The organism is Kineosporiaceae bacterium (genome assembly GCA_016713225.1).
Classification (GTDB): domain Bacteria; phylum Actinomycetota; class Actinomycetes; order Actinomycetales; family Kineosporiaceae; genus JADJPO01.
Window position 1 is genome coordinate 239941 of record JADJPO010000002.1, and the last position, 21150, is coordinate 261090.

Here is a 21150-nt window from a genome sequence, read left to right on the forward strand (position 1 = left end):
TCGGGCCACCGTGGTTCCAGGGATCACTCGAATGACGCGCGAATCCGCACAACGCCGCTTCTGGCTCCAGCCTTTGCGGTTGAATCGTGTGTAGCGGCCTCTCCACCGGGTCGCGGAATGACCAGTCACTCAACGGCTGAAAGGTGAGGACTGGGGCAAGGTTTCGTGTTACGTTAACCAGCTTTGGTTCGGGACTCGACGCCTGAGTAACAACACTCGCCCGGGGGCCAGAGGCAGGGGGCATTGGTGGATCAATGGGAGCCGACCGAACGGTTGGCCCAGTCCGAAGAGCTGGTGGACGACGCGTCGCCCGAGAACTCGACCCCGGTTGTCGAGGAGTCGGCGGACGAGGACGTCACGCCGCGGCAGGACGCGACGGGACCCGAGCCGGCAGAGCAGGTTGCCGAGTCGGACACGCAGGCCTCGGACCCCGTGGCCGACGCGCTGAACCTGGTCTCCGGGCAGATCACACAGTTCCGGGATCAGTTGGAGCGGCACCATGACCGTTCCACGGCCCAGGAGGACCTCATTGCCCGGATGCAGCAACAGATCGAGTCGCTGCGAGCCGATCAGGTGCGCGCGCTGCTCAAGCCGGTGCTGATCGTGCTCGCCGACCTGCACGCCGAGGCGGTGTCGACTGCGGCCGAGGATGTCTCGGGTTGGAGCGCCCGCCAGGTGTCCCGAACGTTCGACTACTTCGCCCAACTCGTCGAGCAGGCGATCGCCCAGCTCGGCTTCGACGCGATCGGCGTCGAGTCGGGCCAGGAGTTCGATCCGCGGCAACACACCGCCTCCAGCAAGGTACCGACGCCCGACCCTGCGCTGGCGCGTCACATCGCCCGCGTGGTCCGCCAGGGGTTCCGAGCCCCCGAGGACGCCACGCCGGCGCTGTACGCCAAGGTCACGGTCTATCGCCACGAAGCGCCGGCGGTCAGCGAGACGCCCGCGGCTCCCCCTGGCCCGTCAACCGGTCAGCCCACGCCGGTGCAGGAGTCCGATCCAGCCGGCACCCACTCAGCGTCGCCCGACCCCGCCACCCACGAAGGATTCATCTGATGAATGACGTTTTCGGTATCGACCTGGGCACGACGTATTCGGCGATCGCCTATATCGACGACAACGGGCAGCCGTCCATCATCAAGAACGCCGACAGTGTCGACACCACACCCTCCGTCGTGTTCTTCGAGAGTGCACACAACTCGGTCGTGGGTCAGGTCGCCAAGAACGGCGCCGTGGTGGAATCCGAGCGCACCGTGTCGTTGATCAAGCGGCAGATGGGCAGCGACTACGAGACCACCTTCGACGGCCAACGCCAGACCCCCGAGATGATCTCGGCGTTGATCCTCAAGGAGCTGGTGACCCGGGCCCGTGAGGAGACCGGCATCGACTCCAACCGGGTCGTGATCACCGTTCCGGCCTACTTCGGGGTCCGCGAGAAGGAAGCGACGCGGCAGGCCGGCGAGATCGCCGGGCTCGAGGTGGTGGGCATCGTCACCGAACCCGTGGCAGCCGCGCTCTCCTACGGCTTCAAGAAGGGCCAGTCCAAGACGCTCTTCGTCTACGACCTCGGTGGCGGCACCTTCGACACCACCATCATGCGCACCTCCCCGAACGCCGTCGAGGTGCTGGTCATCGACGGAGACCGCAAGCTCGGCGGCGCGGACTGGGACATGCGTCTGAGCCAGCTCATCGTCGAGAAGTTCGTGGCCGCATCGGGCTTGGCCGAGGACCCGATGGAGGACGACGACTTCCGCCAGACCGTCGCCGAGCGCACCGAGGCCGCGAAGAAGAGCCTGTCGGCTCGCGAGTCGGTTCCGGTCAGCCTGGCCTACGGGCCGGCCAAGGACACCGTCACGGTGACCCGCGCCGAGTTCGAGGAGGCCACCCGGGACCTGTTGCAGGCCACGCTCGACAAGGTCGAGGCAACGCTGCGCGCGGCCCACGAGAAGGTGCCGGACCTGACCATCGACGAGGTCCTGCTGGTCGGTGGTTCGGCCAAGATGCCGGCCGTCGCCGCCGCATTGCGGGGCACCCAGGCCTGGACTCCCAAGCTCGCCGATCCCGACCTTGCGGTGGCCAAGGGTGCCGCCATCTATGGCATGTCGCCCGACGCCGTGGGCGGCGACACCGATGCGGCAGCCGCTGCAGGTGAGGGTAACCGGCACCTGCTGCCCTCGGCCCCGTCGGTCACCAACGTGCTGCCGAAGGGTCTCGGGGTGCTCTTCTGGCGGCCGGAGACGCAGTCGCACTATGTCGGGTTCCTGGCCCACCGCAACGACACCCTGCCGATCGAGCGGTTGCACCAGCGAGCCTTCACGGCCGACGCCAATGCCACCGAGATCCACATCCAGATCTTCGAGCAGGGCGGTGAGGTCGAGTCCGAGCGCCCGGCTGACAACAACGAGGTCACGCCGGCGTCCGGGGCCGTGTTCACCGGTCTGCCCTCGCTGCCCGCCGACTCGCCGATCGACATCTACCTCACGATCAACCACGAGGGTCTGGCCACCCTCGAGGCGATCGAGCCGGCCACGGGTCAGAAGCTGCACCTCGAGGTCACCATGGCCGTGATGCAGCCCGAGGAACAGCGGGCGGCCATGGATGTCATCGCCCGGATGACCACCCGCTGACAGATGGCGCAGGACCCCGGGGCCTACCGAAAGCAGGTCCTCAAACCGTTCAAGGCCGAGCGTCGCAGCGAACTCGTCACCGGCCTGGACGAGTTGCGCTCGGGCAAGCTGCCCACCCGGCTGGACCTGACGTATCTCTACGCCATGTCCCCGGGCATGGCCGATCACGAGTGCGCCGCTCAGGTCGACTGGGTCAAGGACGTCTGGTCGAAGTCGATCAACAACGCCATCTACAAGGACGTCGCCCCGACCCTGCTCGAGCTGCACCGGCTGCTGGAGGGCGTCGCCCCGAACCTGCGCTCCGCCGCCTTCTGGCTCACTCGGTTTGCCGCCCAGGACCAGGCGGCGCAGCAGACGCTCGGTGAGCTGAGCGAGATGCTGCGCAGCGAGTACGCGGTCTACAAGGTCATCACCCCGGCCCTGCTGCGGACTGCGGCCGACTCGGTCGGCGGGCTGGAACGGGTGACGGACGCCCAGCTCGTGGCAGCGGCCGGCGAGGTCGGTCTGCGCGTCGTCCCGGAGTTCACCCTGCCGACGGCGACGCTGCCCTCTGGTCTCAGCGAGCTGAACGTCTCGCAGTGCCGCAGCCTGATCGACGCCATCTTCCTCGAGGGTGCTCCGGCGAGGTTCCTGATCGTCGACGGGTTCCCGGGCCTGACACCGGCCCAGCTGGCCGCCGCCCGGGGCGAGATGCAGGTGCGGCCGCAGACGCCGCACAACGACGCCGTGATCAAGGTGCTCGGGGTGCTGGCGTCGGCCGCGAGCACGCCGCAGCAACTGCACGACCTGGTGCTGCGGCACTTCGTCGAATTGGCCATCGCCGCGAAGTCGGCCGGGTTGGCCTCGGCCGCCGTCAAACGCCTCATCGATGCCGGCGTCGACCCCATCGACGCCGGTCGGATCGTGTTGCAGGCCGGGGTCAAGAGCGCCGGCGTCACCCCGCAGACCGTCGAGGAGAACATCGAGTCGGGCCAACTCGGTGAGGCCCGGCGCGTGCTGGAGCTGTTGCTCGGTGCCGCGGACGCCGGGTCGTCCTCCGCGGCGCTGGATGCCGCCAGGCATCGGCTCGAGAAGGTCGAGCAGCGGGTTCGCCAGCTGCGAGCCGACGGCCGGACGGCCATGGAGTCCGGCGACATCGAACAGGCGACCCAGCTCTTGGCCGAGGCGTCACGCCTCGCCGCGGACGACGAGCAACTGGCCGAGTTGCTCCGCTCGTTGCCGCCCGGCGCGCCGACCGGACTGGTGGTCACTGCCGTCGAGCAGGGTGTGCGCCTGCTCTGGTCCTCCGGTTTCGGCGGGACGGCCGAGACCCGGTACCGCGTCGTCCGGAACGTCACGAGGGCGCCCGAGGATGCCCGGGACGGCGTGGTCGTGGCGGAGGGGTTGGACGCCACCGAGGTGCTGGATACCTCACCGCCCGTGGCGCGACGGTTCTGGTACGGCGTCTCCGCCGGCCGGGGCGGTGCGCCGTCCCGCGTCACCGTGCGCGAGGTCCTGCACCTGCCGCCCGTGAGCCGGTTGCAGGCCCGCAGCACCCCCACCAGCATCACGTTGACCTGGCGCAACCCGGCCGGGGTGCGCGACGTCCGGGTGGTGCAGATCGGCCCGGACGGCGCCCAGCGGAACCTGTCGCTCGATTCGCCGGAGTCGGTGACCGTCACCGAGGTGGTCACCGGGAGCACGTACACGTTCAGGGTCACGGCGGGTTTCCTCGGCCCGGACGGCGCCGAGCTGGCCGGCCCGACCGAGACCTGCCAGGCAACACCGCGCGCCGAGGCCAAACCGGTTGCCATGCTGGATGTCTCGATGGAGGCAGCCACCGGCGACGGGGGCAGGGTCACCGCCTCGTGGCGCATCATCGCGGCCTACGACGTCGAGGTGTGGTGGTTCAAGACGCCACCGCCGTGGCCGTACGGCAGTCAGGTACCGATGAGCGAGGTCGCCGCGGCCCAGGGCACCAAACTCGTCGGTCGGCTCGAGCGCAAGGGGCAGCGCGCCAGCGTGACCTCGACCGTCCCGCCGGGGCTGGGGCACTATCTGCCGTTCACCCGGGACGGCGATCTGGGGCTGGTCGGTCAACTGCGCGAGTTCGGCATCTGTACCCCACCGCGCAACCCGATCGTGGAGCGCTTCGGTGACGAGCTCGTCGTCTCCTGGGATTGGCCCACCGATGACGTCGACATCGAGGCGCGGTGGGTCTCGGCTGCAGGTCCGGAACAGGCGACGATCACCCGGGCGGAGTACCGGGCTCGCGGTGGGCTGCGACTGGGCGCCGGGCCCCGCACCACCACGGTCACCCTGTCGAGCGTGGTGGGCAATGACGGGACCTGGACGTCGCCGTCGGTGAGTGTGTCCGTGCCGGTGCTCGCGGCGGCGGTCTCGTACCGCCTCCTGTGGCCGCGACGCCTGTTCGGTCAGGCCGATCGGGTGACGGTGGTCTGCACGTCGCCCCAGGCGGTGGTGACCGAGGTGCTGGTGGTCGCCGCCGAGGGACGGTACCTGCCCGGTCGCGCCGCGGCCGGCATGACGCTGGCGTCGCAGCGACTGGTGATCACCGACGCCGGCGAACACCGCTTCGACGTCCCACTGCCGAAACTCGGCAAGGAGTACTGGATCCGGCTGTTCCCCGCCGAGGACGGCGCGGTTCGGATGATCGACCCGGCGACCGATGAGATGCGAGGACGATGAGCATGGTGGGTTTCTCTCTCGTGCCGAAGGCGGCCTGTCCGTACTGCTACTACCGGGTCGATCCTCGAAGCATCATGATCCGGTGTACCGGCCGGCCGGCCCCCGGGCGGGAGGCTTGCACCCTGAAGGAGGATCCGGCTCGCAACCGGGTGCTGGGTGACTCCACCCCGGTGCTGCCGTCCTTCGCGCCACCTCGCGGCCGGTTGTCCCTGGGCAGCGCCCTGTCGGGAGAGTGCCCGAACTGCTTCGGCCGCAGCGGGATTCGTGTCTGCCCGCAGTGTCACTCGGTGCTGCCCGCGAGCTTCGGTGGTCGCAGTCCGATGTTCGGCGTCGTGGGGGTCAAGGGTTCGGGCAAGACGGTCATGCTCACGGTGCTCAGCAAGGAACTGAAGACCTCGGTCGCCCGGCGCTTCGACGCCTCGATCGACGATGTCGGGTCCTCGGCGCTGATGCGCAAGATGGCGCGGTGGCGCGACCAGATGGACTCCGGAGGCCAGCTACCCGAGTCGACAGCGGAGTTCAACCCCGCCGAAACCGTTCCGGCCGTGCTGGAATGGCGCTACGAGCGCAAGGGGGTAGCCGGCATCAGCCGAGATGAGGCCACCGTGCTGTCGTTCTACGACACCGCGGGTGAAGATCTCAAGACCCTCGAGGGAACCCGGAACCAGCACTACCTCGCCGCCGCCGACGGCTTGATCGTGTTGCTGGACCCCTTCGGCTTCCGCGCCAACCGAGACCGTGGTCTGGCGATGGGCATCCCGGAGACCCAGCTCGAGATCGAACCGGTGAACGTCCTGGGGTCGATCACCACCATGCTGCGCGAGGAAGCCGGCAAGGGGGGCCGCAAGAAGGTGGATCGGCCGATGGCGATCGTGGTGAGCAAGATCGATGCCTTCTTCCGCGACCTGCCGCCGGAACACCCGGTGCGCCAGCCCGGATCCAACCGACCCTTGTTCGACGAGGCAGAGTCCCGCAGCGTCCACGACCACATCGAGGCGCTGATCCACGACTGGGACGGCGACGACGTCCTGGCACATCTGCGCCTGAACTACGAGCGCTACCGGTTCTTCGCGGCCTCCGCTCTGGGTGCGGAGCCGGAGTACCGCAGTGAGCGGGTGAACAGCCGCGGCGTGCTGCCCCATCGGGTGGCGGAGCCGTTGCTGTGGTTGATGTCGCTGCGAGGCTTCATCCCCAAGGCCGGCTGACCATGGTCTTCAAGGGATTGCTCTACACCGACGCACGTCGCAACGAGTCGGTTCACGGGGGTGAGGGGTTTCAGTTCCAGGCGATCAGCGACGGGGTCGCGCAGAACGACGAGGACGCTGCCAAGACCCTGCTCTACGTCGTTCCCCGAACCCTGCTGGGCGCCGACACCCCGGTCGAGGACTATCCCCACTCCTTCGCCTACACCGCGCGCGAGGGACGGTTCTATGTGGCGCGGGGCAAGTACCTGGGTCGGGTCGGGGACGGGCGCTCGGGTAATCAGGTGACGCACTGCCTCATGACCGAATCGCCGTCCGACATCTTGCCGAACCGGCCGGCGCAACTGTTCTCGGCACCGGTGTGGGCGCTGCACAAGGCGAGCAGCACCCGCATGGCCGAGACGGCCGGGCCGCTACTCGTGGGCGCCGACTTCGATCTGCCCGCGCTCGGTGAGATGGTGCTGGGCGACCCGGCGGCGGTCGCCGTCCTCCCGGTGTTCCTGACCATGATCGAGATGGCGGTCTCCGCGCAACGGACACGGTGCATCCTGCTGCATCCCGACCTCACGACAGTCGTGCGGTGGATCGCCCTCGGGACCTCGTTCCTCGACTCGGCGACGGCCTTGACCACAGCATTCCGGGCCTTCTCGGCCAACCCACTGAGTGACAGTTCGTTCCCGATCGTCGGCACCTCGCCCCGCGTCCTGGACACGACGCTGCCGGTGGCGCGGGCCGTCGGGGTCAACGTGCTCGACCTGACCACCTTCGAACACTCGCCGGTGACGCCGTCACCGACGGCGGTGCGGCATGCCGAGTGGTTCAGGTCGGGGGACACCTTCGCCGCGCTGGAGGCCATCGACGTCAGCCGCCGCTGGGGCGCGGTCATGGATCCCGACCTCGCGGCTCGGGCCGCCGGCGTCGGCGTCCTGGGGTTGGAGGATGTGCCGGACGCCGCCCGTGCCGCGGCGATCGCCGTGCGGCAGCTGGCCGAGCACGAGCTCACCGATGACCTCGACGAGTACGGCGAGGGGCTCTTGACGGCGATCACCGTGCCCTCGGGGGATGACCTGCAGGACGTCGTGAGGGCGTTGTGGGCGTTGCAGGACAAGGGGTTCGACAACCAGGCCCCGCACGTGGCGCTCGCCGCACTGGAACGCGCAGCGAGCAATCCCCGTCAGGCGCACGCCTGGGCCGATTCACACATCAAGTCGGCGCCTTCGGCGGCTCGACGCCCCGTGAACTGGCCGGATGAGGACGCCCGCCATCATGCGGCCGGGCTCTTGGCCGCCTTTCTCGACGGGGTCGCCGACGACAAGTTGGCCACCGCGTTCGTCCTCGCTCGGGATCTGGGGACCGGCCTCGCGGCACAACAGATCACCGGACCGCTGCAACGCCTGGCGCGAGTGTGGGTTCGAGAACCGGAGCTCACGGCGCGCTCGACGTCCTGGTTGCACGGTGACCACGTACTCGAGATCGTGCTGAACGAGCTCGCCGCTGCTCTCGACGAGGGTGACGGCGCTGTGATCGCCGCTGTCAGGGCGGGGCTCTGGGACCAGCTCGCCGACGTCGCTCATCCTCCGGTGGGGCTCGCGCCGTGGCTGGCCGGTCGCCGGATCGCCCGTGCCGAGCTCACCCAGCAGGTCGGCTTGTTGCAGCGCACCGCGGTGGGTTTTCCGGCCTCCAGCTGGCCCGCCTTCCTCGACCCGGCGCGGCCCGATGTCGAGATGCTGACCGCCTGGCTGGGCATTCACCGCGACGTCCCACCGGATCTGGGCCGGCTTCTCGACACCACCATCGAGAACTACCTGCGCGACCGGCGATGGTATCTGGCGATGCAGCACCTGTTCGAGGTCGTGGCCGGTTGTGCGGCACCCGAACTGCGCCGACGAACCATCCACCTGATCGATCAGGGCGCCATGTTCCGCACCCTGCGCAGTGCGGCGCTGCGGGAGTCCGATCGGGCCTCCAACAAGGCCCTGCAGGAGCTGAACACCATTCCGGCTGTCGTCCTGCAGGTGTACTACGACCAGGTCGCCCAGCTCGTGGTGGTGTGTCGTGACCACGAGGCCGCCTCGGCCCTGCTCGACCGGTACGGCGATGACCTCGGCGAGAGCATCGCCTACTTGCTGAAGATCGAGCTCGAACAGAGCATGCCGCGCGGGCTGTACCTGGGAGTGCGGTTGTTGGAGCACTCCTGGGCCGGGTCGGTGAACACCGCGGTGCAGAAGGTGCTCGTCGACTGGTGCAAGCGCTACAAGGACACCCGGGAACTCGAGGCCGCCCGCCAACGACTCTCGGCCGGCCGGGACGAAGCCCTGGAACAGCTGCTGCGCTCCTCGACCGGGATCGGTGGGTGGTTCAGACGAGGAACAGGTCGCACGTAGCACTGATCGTCGGTGCAGGGGTGGAGGGGTAATGCAATTCGTCTTCGGCGCCCTCGCGGTCATGGCCGTCGTGATGCTGATCTTCTACGCGTTGTGGATTGCGCTGGTGCTGTTCTTCCGGCTGCTGTCCTACCTGATCTTCTACTACGCCGTGGTCCTGGCCGTGGGCGCCCTCGTCGGCGCCCTGGTGGGCCTGTGGGTGCCCTGGACGGTGCTGGCGGGGCGGGCGCACACCGTCCCCCGGCTGCTGACCCCTGACGACGTCATCGCCGGTACCGCGCTGCGCGGCCGACCGAGGGGGCCGGCCAAGCACTTCGGCTGGGACCACGCCTGGCCCAGTTACCTTCCCTACCAAGCCGAATACGATGCCCGGGCGGTGGCGGCCGAGACCCGATTGTGGCTCCACCGAGCCTGGGGACTGGTCTCGGGCACGCGTCCGATGCACTGGGCCACCCTGGTCAGCGCGGTGCGGGGGCGAGACATCGCCCTGGCCGCGCCGGCAGCCCCGACCGCGGCGCGATACCTGTTCCTGGCGGTGCCCTTCGCCGGCTTCAGCATCGGCCTGGTCGCGTCGGTGGCGGTGTGGTTCCTGCTCATGGGGGCCGTCGGTGCCCTGCTCTCGCTCGGTCGTGCGCTCATGTTGTGGGTGCACCGGCTGCGTGACCGGGTGAGCTTGCGCCGTGACCGCGCCTCGATGATCTGCGTCGAGTGCTTCACCGAGTCGAGTGTGCCGAGTTACGCCTGCAGCAACGCCTCGTGTGGCGTGATCCACCGCGACATGCGCCCCGGCCCGCTCGGTGTGGTCGGCCGTCGATGCGCGTGTGGCGAGTTGCTGCCGACCACCGTGTCCTCCGCCTCGCGCAGCCTGGCGATCCGGTGCCCCTCGTGCGATGCGGAGCAGTCCGCGGGCGCAGGAACCCGCCAGACGGTGATGTTGCCCATCATCGGGGAGGTCGCCGCGGGCAAGACCCGGCTGCTGGTCGCGGCGAGTGTGGGTCTGGCGATGCGGTTGACCCGCACGGGCGGGTCGCTGACCCCGCTGAACGATGAGGCGGAGGCGTTCCTCTCGGACGCCGAGGCGCTCGTCGTCGACCGCCGCAACACCGTCAAGACCCCGGACGCCATCCCTCGGGGGGTCGCGCTGCTGGCGCAGGGGTCCGGACCTCGCCCGGTGGAGCTGCAGTTGCTCGATGCCGCCGGCGAGCTGTTCCAGAACTGGGACACCACGGCGCGGTTGCGCTATTTCGACAACGCCCGCTCGATGCTGTTCGTGATGGATCCGCTGGCCATCCCCGCTGTCCAACGGGAGTTCCGCCGCTCCACCCACCAGGGGCAGCTGCTGGTCGCGGAGGGGCGGGCCGAGGAGGCGTATGCGGCCGTGGTCGACCGCCTGCGCCAGGAAGGGGTGCCCACCGACAAGCGCACGTTGGTCGTGGTGTTACCCAAGGCCGACGTCCTGACCCGCCTCGGCGTGGGGCGTGACCTGCGAGATGCGGACTCGGAGGGCATCCGGTCGTGGCTGATCGGGGTCGACCAGGACCTGTTGGTGCGCCGGCTGGAACGAGACTTCCTCACGGTTCGGTACTTCGTCGTCGATTCGATGAACACCACGGACGTCGACCATCCGCTGCATCCGGTGCAGCCCTTGCTCTGCGCGATCGAGCAGGGTGGGGCACAACTGATCCCCGAGCCGAAGGAGGCCGCGTCGTGACCAGCCAGATCCCGGTGGCACACCGGGTGTTGCGTCGGTCCTGGAGCGTGCTTCACCTGGTCACGATCGTCCTGGCGTTCCTGCTGCTGGTGAGCTGGTACGTCACGGACGGCAACGGGTCGAGGCTGGTTCAGGGTTGGTGGGACTGGTCGTGGTTCCTGCAGTGGAAGGTCTTCCACGTCGTGGACTTCCCGTGGGCATGACATGACGCCGACCCAGTGCCCGCGCTGCGAGCGCGCCTGGCCGGCCGGCAGCAACCGATGCCCGGTCTGCCACTTCCGGCTCCCGGCGACCCGATCAGGACCGGTGGGCGACGGCGGCTATCGCGGTGCGGCTCCATCGCCACCGGTTCCATCGCCGTCTCCAGCTCCAGTGCCGTCTCCGGTACCTGCTCCGTCACCCGCCCCGCCGTCGCGCCCTCCGGGCGCCACGACTCCGAGGCCGCCCGCCCCGCCGCCGCGCGGGGACGGGTCCTTTGCTCCTCCGGCTCCGGGCGCCGGCTCGACCGCCGCAGGTGGGCCCGGCGTGCCTGGTGGCGCGTCGGGGCGGGCTTCGGGGCCTGCCCAGGTCTCGCAGTCCCTGCTGGGCGGAGTCCATGTGATCGGGCGCGTCGTGGAGGTGCAGCCGCCGCGATTCGACACCGTGAACCGCGAACTCGAGGGCGCCCTGGGCCGCTTCGGCCTCGGCCTCGCCACGGCCGTGCCGAAAGCCATCATGATCGTCCTGGGTCTGCTCTTCTCCCCCCTGCGCTGGATCCTGGGGATGGGTATGGGCATGGGTGGCCGATCGGCCGGCATGCCCCCCACCCCGCTCCAGGTTCCCTCCACCCCGTTTCGGGTGCAGTGCGCCGACGGCACCGTCGTCCACTGCCTGTTGCGGGGCGAGCAGCGAGGCACCGGGATCTACCAGGGCGCCGACGTCGAGGTCCGGGGACGATTCACCAGGGCTCGCGTGCTGCTGGCCTCGTCGGTCCGTGACATGGCCTCCGGTGCGTCGGTGCGCGGCCATGTCCCCGCGGCGGCGAGATACCCGGTGGCACGAGGCCTGCTGAAGGTGGCGGCCGGACTGTTCGTTCTGCTGGTCCTGCTGCAGTCGTGCGGCATGATCCGGCTGGGTGGTTGAGATCGCTGTGGAGAGAGGAGGTCTCGTGTGAGTACCGAGTTCACGGATCGGGGCGAACCCGACGATCATCGAACGATCGAGGATGCGCGCTCCGCGGAGGAACCGACGAGCGAACACCTCGAACGGCCGGACGACGGGCTGGAGCGCCTCGACCGCAGCGCCCCGGAATCGACCGGGTTGCGCGAGGTTCCGCTGCGAGAGCTGCACGATCGGCACCCGGGGGAGTATCTCGAGCCCATGAGTCGCACGACGCCGGTCGAGCGGTTCCAGGACCCGGAGCGCACGGTTCATCAGATCAACCCCATGCTCGACAGCTCCCCTGCGTATCAGGTCAACTGTGCGGACTGCTCTCGAGCGGTGGAACGAACCTGGCGAGGCGACCGCGAGGAGGCCGCCGGACGCTCGGAGCTGAGGGGTGAGACCGATGGGCGCACCCAGGAATGGGCCGGTGAGTCGTTTCACGCGATGCGCTCGGCGGACGACGTCCGTGATCGGGTGTTGGAGGGCGGTCCGGGATCGAGCGCCATCGTGCACACCGATTTCGTCGACCACGACGGCAACCCCGGGGGCCACGCCTACAACGTGGTGAATCACGAAGGGCAGGTGCGCGTCGTGGACGGCCAGCTCGGCGAGGTCTACGACTGGCACGAGGGCACGGGACACCCCGCCATGGCATCGGTCGATCGGGTTCGTGCCGTCGGCTGGGACGGGAACGGAAGGGCGTTGTGGTGAGCGAGATGACGGAGGAGGCTGCGCGGATCACCTTGCGCAGCATGGGATCACCGGCAGCCGATCCCGAGTGCTACGTCGGGACGCGCCGTCCGGCGGGATGGCTGTTCCGGTGGCGTCCGGAGTGTGGCTCGCCCCCGGTGGGCACGGTGGCCTGGGTGGTCGCCGACACCACCGGACGCGCTGGTCCGGTGCGACTCGGACGCACGGCCGAGGCACTGCTCGACGAGCTCTCGCGCCCGGCCGGCTGACGGGACGCCGATGCCCCTCGACCTCGTCGAGCGTTACGGTCTGCCCGCCCGGCTGGTGCGCGAGGCCCCGTCCGATGCCCTGGTGGCCCTGCGCTACGGCCGGGTGGTGTCCGGTGAGTGTGCCCCGTGGCCGGGGCCGCCGCGGCGACGCTGGGTGCGGGTGCTCGCCGTCCCGGAGTGGGACGGCGGTACGGAGTCGCCGCTGGCGATGCTGCTCAGCGTGCTCGCCGGTCCCGGCATGCAGCTGGACGTCGTGCTCCGCCACGACGACGCCTCGGGCATCGGGCTGTACCTCGGCTTCCTCGACCAGGCGACGACGGCCCGTGCCCGCGCCCTGCTGACCCCGGACCACGATCTCGAGGAGGCCACGCCGCCCGGTGCCGAGGCCTGGCACGCCCTCGGGGTGGTTCACCGGGTGCAGGGCGTGGTGGAGGTGCGCGAGGGCTCGCCCGCGATCGAACGCCCCGAATCGTTGGTCGATCGCATCCAGGGCATTCCCGGCAGCTGGTGTGTGCACTGGCACCTGACCGGATCCGGGCCCCAACAGGTGGACGCGCTCACCGAGCGGCTGCTCGCCCTGGCCGACCAGGCGGCCGCGATGATGTCGGTCACCACCACGCTGACAGCGGTCGAGTCGACCACCGTGGTCAGCCAGGCCTGGACCCGGGTGCAGACCTGGCTCGATGTGCTCTACGCCCACGGCACCCGCGGCCGCACCATCGGTCTGTGGTCGGTCGACACCTGGGCCGCCGGCCCGGACCCGGCGACGCTGGATCAGGTGATCGCCGCGCTGCGAGCGGCCGTTCCGGGTGAGTCGGGTCGATCGTTCGCCGCGTCGGCCCTGGCGGCATCAGGCGGCGCCGCGCCGACCTCCTTGCTCACCAGTGCCGACCTAGGCGGCATGCTGGTGCCCCCGCGCCGCGGTGTCCCGGGGCTCGCGGTACGGGCGGCGCCGCCGGGTGGTCGTCGACCGACGGACTCGTCGCAGCCGATCGAGCTGGGCACCTACTGGGGGGTCGACCTGCCGGCGCAGATCGGCCTGGACGACCTCGAGGGTCACGGATTTCTCACCGGCACGACAGGTTCGGGGAAGACGACCTCGCTGCACCGGCTGCTCGCCGCACTCTGGAACGACAACCACGTGCCGTTCCTGGTGATCGACCCGGTCAAGGACGAGTACTCCGGGGCGGCGTCCCTGTTCCGCGGTGGCGTGCGGGTGGTGACCGGCAACGACCTGCGGATGAACCTGCTCGAGCCATGGCCGGGTACCGATGATCGCCGGCACATCGTCCAGGTGGCGCAGGCGTTTCGCGGCGCGTTCACGATGCCGAGTCCGGCTCCGTACGTGGTCACGCACCTGTTCGACACGGTGGCCATGCAGCCGGGCGGTCCGGCCGGAGCGACGCTGCACGACATCCGGGACGCGCTCGATCCCCTCATCGACTCCCTGGGCTATGCGGCCGAGGCCCGGACCAACATCCGTGCGGCGTTGATGACCCGGCTGTCGTTGTTGCTCGCACCGGTGCGTGCGCACCGGTTCGGTTGGCCGAATTCCTCGATGGTGCACGGGCTGTTCGACCAGCCGACGGTGGTGACCTTGGCCGACCTGGTGGACGACGAGGAACGATCGTTCATCGTGCTGCTCCTGGCGATGGCCACCTGGAATCGTGCCCGGGCCCGAGCCCGCTCCGGCCGGCCGTTGGCCGTGGTGGACCACGTGCTGGTGCTCGAGGAGGCGCACCGGGTGATCCCCGAGCTTGGGCCGTCCGCTCCGGACAGCGAGAACGGCAGCGCCGCAAGGGTTTCGGCCGAGTTGCTCTCGGCCATGCTGGCCGAGGTCAGAAGTTACGGCCAGCAGGTCCTGGTGGTGGACCAGAGCCCGTCGAAGGTGTCCTCCGATGTGCTGCGCAACACCAACCTGAAGCTGGTTCACCGCATCGTCCATCCCGACGATCAGCAGCAGGTGGCCGGCGCCATCGGGTTGCCGCCCGACCGGGCGGGCCTGCTCGGTACCCTGCAGCGAGGTCAGGTGCTGGTCTCGACCAGATCAGAGCCCGTGCCCCAGACGGTGCGAGTTCACCCGGCGTCCCCTCGATTTCCCGCGCGGGCGGCCACGGTGGCCTCCGGCGCCAGTACCTGGCCGTGTTGTACCGCCGAGACCGCGGTCGCGGTCGAGGATCACTTCCGGGCGTGGGCGGCCGCTCCGGAGGCCGCGTCCCACCTGGCCCTGTTCCTGGTGGGGTTGCGGCTGGGTGAGGGCGACGGGACGGCGTTGCGCGCGAAGGTGTACCGGTCGCTGCTGTCCATCGGGGCCGGGCTGCCGACCGATTGCCTGGCCTGGGCCGGTCTACGCCGGGTGATCGGGCAGGAGCGCTCGCTGGGCGCCATCGGCAGCCGCAAGCAGTACGACGTCATGCTCGGTGTGGCCTTCCAGGCGTGGCAGGAGCGCCGGCCCGCCGAACGTGAGGCGGCCACCCTGCCGGGGCTGCGCGGCGGCGTGTGCGATCAATGTGGCCGCAAGTGCCAGGTCCGGGTGCCGGCCGCCGTCCTCAACCGCGCCGCACCCCGCTACGGACCGGGTGTGCTGCGCACTGCCGGGTGGCGCCGTGATCTGCCCGATGTCGTCGACTGGGGCGTGGCGCAGTTCGCCGAGTTGCTCCCGTTGCTCGGCGAGCGCGCTGCCAAGACGGTGATGCGATGCCAGCTGGCGCAAGGGGTTCAGCAGGGTGCGCTGCCCCGGTCGGTACTCGAGCAGCTGGTCGCCAGGATCTGTCCGTGACGATGAGGATGCGAACCACGAGGAGTTGGTGGTCATGACCGGTCGAGCGATCGGCATCGATCTCGGCACGACGTACTCCGTCGTCGCGGCCCTCGACGAGCGGGGTGAGGCGCAGGCGCTCACCGATGTCGAGGGGAACGTGCTCATCCCGTCGGCGGTGCACTTCGTCCGCCGGGGCGAGGCGGTGGTCGGTCGGCTCGCGAAGGCCTCGCAGGCCGTGGAGCCGGACCGCGTGGTCACCGCCGTCAAGCGGGACATGGGCACGGAACTGACCCGCCGGTTCGACGAGGTCGACCTCACGCCCGAGGGCATCTCCGGTGTGATCCTGCGAGCCTTGGCGGTGACGGCGGCGAATGCGCTGGGGGTCGCCCCCGAGTCGCTGCGTGCGGTGATCACGGTGCCGGCCTATTTCGGTGTCGCCGAGAAGGAGGCCACCGCTCAGGCTGCGGCGATCGCGGGCCTCGACCTGATGGAACTGGTGGCCGAGCCGGTGGCTGCGGCGGTGTCCTACGGTGTCGACAGCGGAACGTCCGGGCTCGTCCTGGTCTATGACCTCGGCGGGGGCACCTTCGACACCACGGTGTTGGAGGTCGGCGCCGAAGGCCCGCGAGTGCTGGTGACCGATGGGTCGAGTCGCCTGGGTGGTCTCAACTGGGACGATCGGCTGCAATCGCTGCTCCTGGAGCGCTTCGTTGCCGTGACGCAGGACGAGGATGCCCTCGACGACGACGACTTCCAGCTCGCGGTGGCCGCCGCCGCGGAGGACCTCAAGAAGCAGCTGAGCGAACGGGAGTCGGCGTCGGTCACCTTGACCCGTGGCCGGGAGAGGTCACGCATCGCCCTCTCCCGCAGCGACTTCGAGGAGCGGACCGCCGATCTGGTGGCGATGACCCTCGAGGTGGTGCAGCGAGCGCTCTCCCTGGCCGGAACGCGGTGCCGGCTGCCGCTGCGTGAGGTGATCCTGGTCGGTGGGTCGACCAAGATGCCGATGATCGCGGCGGCGCTGCGGGAGGCGGTGAACGTCCCGGTGGCGCTTCGCGACCCCGACCTGGCGGTCGCGAAGGGTGCGGCCCTGCACGCAGCGGCGCTCGATCGACGGGCCGGGGTGCCGCCCGAGCAGCCGCTGATCGCGGTGAGTGCCAAGGGCGAACGGGCGCGTTCGCTGCAGCCGGCGACCGGGGTGGTGCCGCGGGCCATCGGCGTCCTCCTGCGCGACAGCCACGACCCGTCGGGCACCCGCCTGTTCGTCGAGCATCTGGTGACGGCGAACACCCCGCTGCCGGTCGTCGGTGTCGAGGCGACGTTCGCCACGATCATGAAGAACCAGGACCGGGTGCGGGTCGAGCTCTTCGAGCAGGCCGGCCCGATGCCCTCACCCGATCTGGCCAACAATCGGCGCGTGCTGGACGGAGAACTGATCGGCCTGCCGCAACTGCCCGCGGGGTCACCGATCGAGCTGACCCTCGCCGTGGCCCCCGACGGCCGCATCCGGTGCACGGCACTCGAGCCACGCAGTGGCAAGGTCCTGGTACTCGAGTCCTACATGGAGGGCGTCGTGGACGGCGCGGCGGCCGCCGCACAGCGTCACCACGTGTCCTCCCTGCGGATCTCCTCATGAGCACGCCACCTGGTGTGTCGTGGATCCGGCGGGATTTCACCGCCGCCGGCCTGACCCAGTACCCGACCGGACGGCACCTGTCGGCCATTCAGGACCAGCTCGGTGGATCCGTGGTGCTCTGCATCGACGTCAGTGGATCGATGAGTGGGTCGCCGCTGAAACAAGCGGTGGCCGGTGCCCGGCGCTTCGTCGGCGAGGCGCTCGACCAGCACTACAGCGTCGGCATCATCCTGTGGGACACCGGCGTCGCGGCGCAGATCGCCCTGCAGCGCGATGCCAAGGCGCTCGGCCGCTTTCTGAGTCAGGCCGCGATCGCCGGCGGAACCGATGTCTTCGCGGCGCTGGTCACCGCCGAGAACCTGCTGAGCGGTCGCCCCGGCGATCTGGTGGTGGCGGTGTTCGGTGACGGTGACCTGGGCAATCGTCACCGGGCCATCACGCAGGCGGATGCCATGCGGCGCAAGAACATCCGCATCGTGACGTGTGGTCTGGGTGCGGCGAGCGCGCGCAGTCTGGACGAGATCTCGACCGAACGCGAAGCGGCGCCGCGGACCGCCGCTCCGGACAGCATCGCCGACGCGGTGGCCGGGCTGGCGACAGGGCTGCGACGCGGAGGTGCAGGGTGAGCGGGACCGAGGGCGACAGGGGCAGCGGGAGCCAGCAGGTCTGGTTGCGCCGCCGGTTCGAGGCGGTCGGGCTGACGCAGTACCCGGTCGGAAAGCACCTGGCCTCGATCCAGCAACAGCTCGGTGGGGCCGTGGTGCTCTGCCTCGATGTGAGTGGGTCGATGTACGGAACGCCGCTGGCTCAGGCGGTGGCCGGATCGCACCGGTTCGTCGCCGAGGCCCTGTCGATGGGTTATGAGGTGGCGGTGGTGCTCTGGCACTCCGACGTCGCCGACCACACCAGGCTGTCGCGTGAGAGCCGCCCGCTGGACCGGCTGCTGGCTGCCGCCCGAGCCGGCGGCGGCAACGACATCGTGCCCACCCTGCGGCTGGCGGATCGACTGCTGGAGGGACGCGGTGGCGACCGGGTGGTGGCCATCTTCGGGGACGGTGACCTGGGTGACCCCCGGGCAGCAGCTCAGGCGGCGGATGTACTGCGAGCGAAGAACATTCGCATCATCACCTGCGGGCTGGGTGATGCGAGTGCCCGAGCACTGGACGAGATCTCCACCGAGGACCGCAGCGCTCCCCGGACGGCGGCGGCGGACACCATCTCCGATGCTGTCGCGGGATTGGTGACCTCGTTGCGCAGAAACCCGGGCTCGTGACCGACGCCGAGGACGGCGCCACGCCGCCGACCGAGGCCGTGCCGATCCAGCCGATCCAGCCGCTCCAGCCGCTCTAATCGGCCTCGTCGTCCCAGGCCTCGTCCAGGCTCCAGCTCTTGCCTCGTGGCGCTGGGCCCGGGGCCGCGGCCGAACCGGGGGTCGATCCGCCCGATGGGTGCGGTGGCTGGGGAGGGATCGGTCGGCTGCGCGGGGGCGCGGACCCCGCGGCGGACCCACCGGGTGTGCCGGGGGGCGAGGCGGGGCGCGGACCGGGTGTCCCCGTCCCTCGGGCACGGCCGGGCGGCGCCGGACGCCGCGGACCAGGTGTGCGAGAAGGTCCGGGAGGCGGCGGTGCGGCCGGTGGTGGCGCGGCAGACGTCGGCCCGCTGTACCAGTCGTCCGGGTCGTCGTCCGTCTCGAACTCGACGCCGGCCCCCTTGGGCCGAGTGCGGCCGCGGAACCTGACCTTGAACGGACGTTCCTGCCGGACCGTGACCGGCTTGTCGGTCTTCACGTCGAGCAGGATGACGTCGGTGGTACCCCGGCCGAACAGCAGGTTCTGCACATGCCGGTAGGACGCATCGGGGTTGGGGATGTGGCGCAGCATCTCGACGGCCTGGTTCTGGCCGGCCGTCTCCATGCGGAACTGGCCGAAGCCGAGCAGGTAGCCGATCGGGCCGCGGATGTAGTTCATGTCGGTGAGCTTGCCGAGCGGCAGCATGGCGACGTTTCGGGTGAAGATGCCGGTCACGGTGATGACGCGCTTACCCGTGATGAAGACCAGGTTGCGGGTCCACTCCCAGTAGTGGAAGGCGAGTCTGCCGACCAGCAGCAGCACGGCCAGGGTCACGAGAAAGCCCAGACCGGCGAGTCGGTCGCCGGACAGCTGAGTCAGCAACAGAAAGCACAGGAACAGCCCACCGGCCGTGGTCAGGATCGGCTGGATCATGACGGTCCAGTGGGCCTGCCCGCCGAGGGCCTCGCCGTTGAGTTCCGGGTCGGACAGGTACCGCTGGAACTCGCTCGGCAGCTCCCGCCCCTTGCGGACGGTCCACGGCCACGGTTGCGGCAACGCGAACATCGCAACTACCGGTTCAGCAGGGCATCGAAGAACGTGAAGACCGAGTTCACCGCATCGGCGATGAAGAAGAAGATCGCCCGCACGTAGTCCGCCGCAGTCGTCGGATCCACGATCACTGCGTAGATGAGGAACACGACGAGCACGCCGATGATGATGCTCTTGGGTTTGACCTTCATTGCACCTCCCTCACCGGCTCCGCTTGCTCGCGTCGTCCAACGGCTCAGCATGGCCGCCCGTGCCGACGACGCAACGGAGGCGCGCCGACGAACTTCTCACACGCAACACCAGTCACATCTGTACCACGTTCGGTACGGGCGTGACGGATCGGACACCTCGGGCCGTGTCACCTCTTGTCACTCACAGTACGACTCGGGCGGCGAGTCCGACAGGGGCGAGGGTGAGTCCGGCGAGGTTCAGACCACGCCGTAGAGCCGGTCCCCGGCGTCCCCGAGGCCCGGCACGATGTAGCCGCTCTCGTTGAGCCGCTCGTCGACCCCGGCCACGACGATGGTGACCGGTGCGTCGGGGCCGAAGGCCTGCTCGACCGCGGCGAGGCCCTCGGGGGCGGCCAGCAGGCAGATGGCGGTGACGTCGTCCGCGCCTCGATCGAAGGCGAACTGGATCGCGGCGGCCAGCGTTCCGCCGGTGGCCAGCATCGGGTCGAGCATGTAGACCTGCCGGCCCGAGAGGTCCTCGGGTAGGCGGTTGGCATAGGTCGTGGCCTGCAGCGTCGCCTCGTCGCGCACCATGCCCAGGAAGCCGACCTCCGCAGTCGGCAGGAGCCGCGTCATACCGTCCAGCATGCCCAGACCGGCCCGCAGGATGGGTACCACGAGCGGTCGCGGGTGGCTCAGGTGGACGCCGATCGTCTCGGCCACCGGGGTGCGGATCGGGTGCGGCTCGACCCGGACGTCGCGCGTCGCCTCGTAGGCCAACAGCGTCACCAGTTCGTCCGCCAGGCGGCGGAATGTGGGTGAGTCCGTCGTGTCCTGACGGAGCAGGGTCATCTTGTGCGCGACCAGCGGATGGTCCACCACCTGCAAATGCATGATGCGGAACCTACCCGCACCTCTTCGCGCATGGCCATGGTCGATGCCACGATGTGCAGGTGGCGTACTTCACCGCAGTCATGGCCAGGTCCGCAGCGGCATGGAAGGCCCGGGACGTGGAGGTCGACGAGACCTCCTCACTCGACGACCTCGCCGACGCGCTTCGAGGTGTCGCCATCGGCGACCAACCCGTGCTCGCCGTGGTCGAGCACGAGGATGAGTGGTTCGCGATCATTCGCGTCGACGGGGAGGACGAGCCACGGTTGTTCGTCTCCGACCTGTACGCGGCCTCGCGGTCGTCCTACGGGGAGTTGCTCGCGCCGGCCGCCGACGTGGACGACGACTCCGACGACGGCTCGGACGAAGCGGCCGACGGCGACGACGAGGACGAGGACGGTGACGCCGAACCCGAGGAGATCACCGTCGACGCCTGGGCGGGCGAGACCGACCTACTCGATGACCTGGGCGTCGGGGGCAAGGCGCTGCGCAAGCTGGTCGAGGAGCACGCCGACGACCCGGGATTCGTGCTGGGCGAGATCGGCGAGGCGGTCGGCTTCTCGGATCTGCTCGAGGCGCTGCGCTGATCGTGTCCGGCCCGAGTGGGTCGGGGCTGAGCCCGGGGCGTGACGTGCCGGT

The 21150-nt window shown here is 69.7% G+C and carries 17 protein-coding genes; 14 read left to right on the plus strand and 3 right to left on the minus strand.

Going from position 1 to position 21150, the window contains the following annotated elements:
- Nucleotides 1-246 precede the first annotated feature (246 nt).
- The 13 genes from grpE (at nucleotide 247) to IPK24_07260 (ending at nucleotide 18384) form a co-directional block, all read left to right on the plus strand.
- On the plus strand, nucleotides 247-1056 hold the full coding sequence (gene grpE / locus IPK24_07200) for a nucleotide exchange factor GrpE (GenBank protein ID MBK8075343.1): 810 nt from the start codon (nucleotides 247-249) through the stop codon (nucleotides 1054-1056).
- On the plus strand, nucleotides 1056-2627 hold the full coding sequence (locus tag IPK24_07205; protein ID MBK8075344.1) for an Hsp70 family protein: 1572 nt from the start codon (nucleotides 1056-1058) through the stop codon (nucleotides 2625-2627). Before grpE ends, IPK24_07205 begins: the two co-directional genes overlap by 1 nt.
- A gap of 3 nt (nucleotides 2628-2630) precedes the next feature.
- Nucleotides 2631-5315 carry a fibronectin type III domain-containing protein gene (locus IPK24_07210; GenBank protein ID MBK8075345.1) on the plus strand — a complete coding sequence of 895 codons (2685 nt, stop codon included), beginning with the start codon at nucleotides 2631-2633 and terminating at the stop codon, nucleotides 5313-5315.
- A 2-nt stretch (nucleotides 5316-5317) separates the two neighbouring features.
- A complete protein-coding gene (locus IPK24_07215; protein MBK8075346.1) occupies nucleotides 5318-6520 on the plus strand; it encodes a hypothetical protein in 1203 nt (400 codons plus the stop codon).
- Nucleotides 6478-8901, plus strand: a complete 2424-nt coding sequence (locus tag IPK24_07220) for a hypothetical protein (protein MBK8075347.1) — start codon at nucleotides 6478-6480, stop codon at nucleotides 8899-8901. The genes IPK24_07215 and IPK24_07220 overlap by 43 nt, the downstream gene beginning before the upstream one ends.
- Before the next feature lie 31 nt (nucleotides 8902-8932).
- Nucleotides 8933-10612 (plus strand): hypothetical protein, encoded by a 1680-nt coding sequence (locus tag IPK24_07225; GenBank protein ID MBK8075348.1) that lies wholly within the window; start codon nucleotides 8933-8935, stop codon nucleotides 10610-10612.
- Nucleotides 10609-10815, plus strand: coding sequence for a hypothetical protein (locus tag IPK24_07230; protein ID MBK8075349.1), 207 nt, complete (start codon nucleotides 10609-10611; stop codon nucleotides 10813-10815). Before IPK24_07225 ends, IPK24_07230 begins: the two co-directional genes overlap by 4 nt.
- 322 nt (nucleotides 10816-11137) lie before the next feature.
- Nucleotides 11138-11734, plus strand: a complete 597-nt coding sequence (locus tag IPK24_07235) for a hypothetical protein (GenBank protein ID MBK8075350.1) — start codon at nucleotides 11138-11140, stop codon at nucleotides 11732-11734.
- A gap of 27 nt (nucleotides 11735-11761) precedes the next feature.
- Complete coding sequence (locus IPK24_07240) at nucleotides 11762-12466, plus strand: hypothetical protein (protein ID MBK8075351.1); 705 nt, start codon at nucleotides 11762-11764, stop codon at nucleotides 12464-12466.
- Nucleotides 12463-12714: a hypothetical protein gene (locus IPK24_07245; GenBank protein ID MBK8075352.1), complete on the plus strand. Its 252-nt coding sequence runs from the start codon at nucleotides 12463-12465 to the stop codon at nucleotides 12712-12714. The genes IPK24_07240 and IPK24_07245 overlap by 4 nt, the downstream gene beginning before the upstream one ends.
- Nucleotides 12715-12724: 10 nt before the next feature.
- Nucleotides 12725-15493 (plus strand): ATP-binding protein, encoded by a 2769-nt coding sequence (locus IPK24_07250; protein MBK8075353.1) that lies wholly within the window; start codon nucleotides 12725-12727, stop codon nucleotides 15491-15493.
- Nucleotides 15494-15527: 34 nt separating this feature from the next.
- On the plus strand, nucleotides 15528-17111 hold the full coding sequence (locus tag IPK24_07255; GenBank protein MBK8075354.1) for an Hsp70 family protein: 1584 nt from the start codon (nucleotides 15528-15530) through the stop codon (nucleotides 17109-17111).
- Between the two features lie 481 nt (nucleotides 17112-17592).
- The gene (locus tag IPK24_07260) at nucleotides 17593-18384 is read left to right on the plus strand and encodes a VWA domain-containing protein (GenBank protein ID MBK8075355.1); all 792 of its coding nucleotides are present in this window, start codon (nucleotides 17593-17595) and stop codon (nucleotides 18382-18384) included.
- Between the two features lie 73 nt (nucleotides 18385-18457).
- Here the strand turns inward: IPK24_07260 and IPK24_07265 are convergent, their stop codons facing one another.
- The 3 genes from IPK24_07265 to upp form a co-directional block, all read right to left on the minus strand.
- Nucleotides 18458-19465 (minus strand): PH domain-containing protein, encoded by a 1008-nt coding sequence (locus tag IPK24_07265; protein ID MBK8075356.1) that lies wholly within the window; start codon nucleotides 19463-19465, stop codon nucleotides 18458-18460.
- Between the two features lie 5 nt (nucleotides 19466-19470).
- Nucleotides 19471-19641 (minus strand): hypothetical protein, encoded by a 171-nt coding sequence (locus IPK24_07270; GenBank protein MBK8075357.1) that lies wholly within the window; start codon nucleotides 19639-19641, stop codon nucleotides 19471-19473.
- A gap of 237 nt (nucleotides 19642-19878) precedes the next feature.
- A complete protein-coding gene (upp, locus tag IPK24_07275) occupies nucleotides 19879-20514 on the minus strand; it encodes a uracil phosphoribosyltransferase (protein MBK8075358.1) in 636 nt (211 codons plus the stop codon).
- A gap of 59 nt (nucleotides 20515-20573) precedes the next feature.
- Here upp and IPK24_07280 point away from each other — a divergent pair, with 59 nt between their 5' ends.
- Entirely contained in the window at nucleotides 20574-21098 is a 525-nt protein-coding gene (locus tag IPK24_07280) for a tRNA adenosine deaminase-associated protein (protein ID MBK8075359.1), read from the plus strand.
- Nucleotides 21099-21150: the final 52 nt, after the last annotated feature.

Excerpts from the sequence above, each read along its gene's own strand:
- IPK24_07215 (MBK8075346.1), top strand. The coding sequence starts at position 5,318 with ATGGTGGGTTTCTCTCTCGTGCCGAAGGCGGCCTGTCCGTACTGCTAC.
- IPK24_07255 (MBK8075354.1), top strand. The coding sequence starts at position 15,528 with ATGACCGGTCGAGCGATCGGCATCGATCTCGGCACGACGTACTCCGTC.
- upp (MBK8075358.1), bottom strand. The coding sequence starts at position 20,514 with ATGCATTTGCAGGTGGTGGACCATCCGCTGGTCGCGCACAAGATGACC.
- IPK24_07265 (MBK8075356.1), bottom strand. The coding sequence starts at position 19,465 with ATGTTCGCGTTGCCGCAACCGTGGCCGTGGACCGTCCGCAAGGGGCGG.
- IPK24_07250 (MBK8075353.1), top strand. The coding sequence starts at position 12,725 with ATGCCCCTCGACCTCGTCGAGCGTTACGGTCTGCCCGCCCGGCTGGTG.
- IPK24_07210 (MBK8075345.1), top strand. The coding sequence starts at position 2,631 with ATGGCGCAGGACCCCGGGGCCTACCGAAAGCAGGTCCTCAAACCGTTC.
- IPK24_07225 (MBK8075348.1), top strand. The coding sequence starts at position 8,933 with ATGCAATTCGTCTTCGGCGCCCTCGCGGTCATGGCCGTCGTGATGCTG.
- IPK24_07205 (MBK8075344.1), top strand. The coding sequence starts at position 1,056 with ATGAATGACGTTTTCGGTATCGACCTGGGCACGACGTATTCGGCGATC.
- IPK24_07270 (MBK8075357.1), bottom strand. The coding sequence starts at position 19,641 with ATGAAGGTCAAACCCAAGAGCATCATCATCGGCGTGCTCGTCGTGTTC.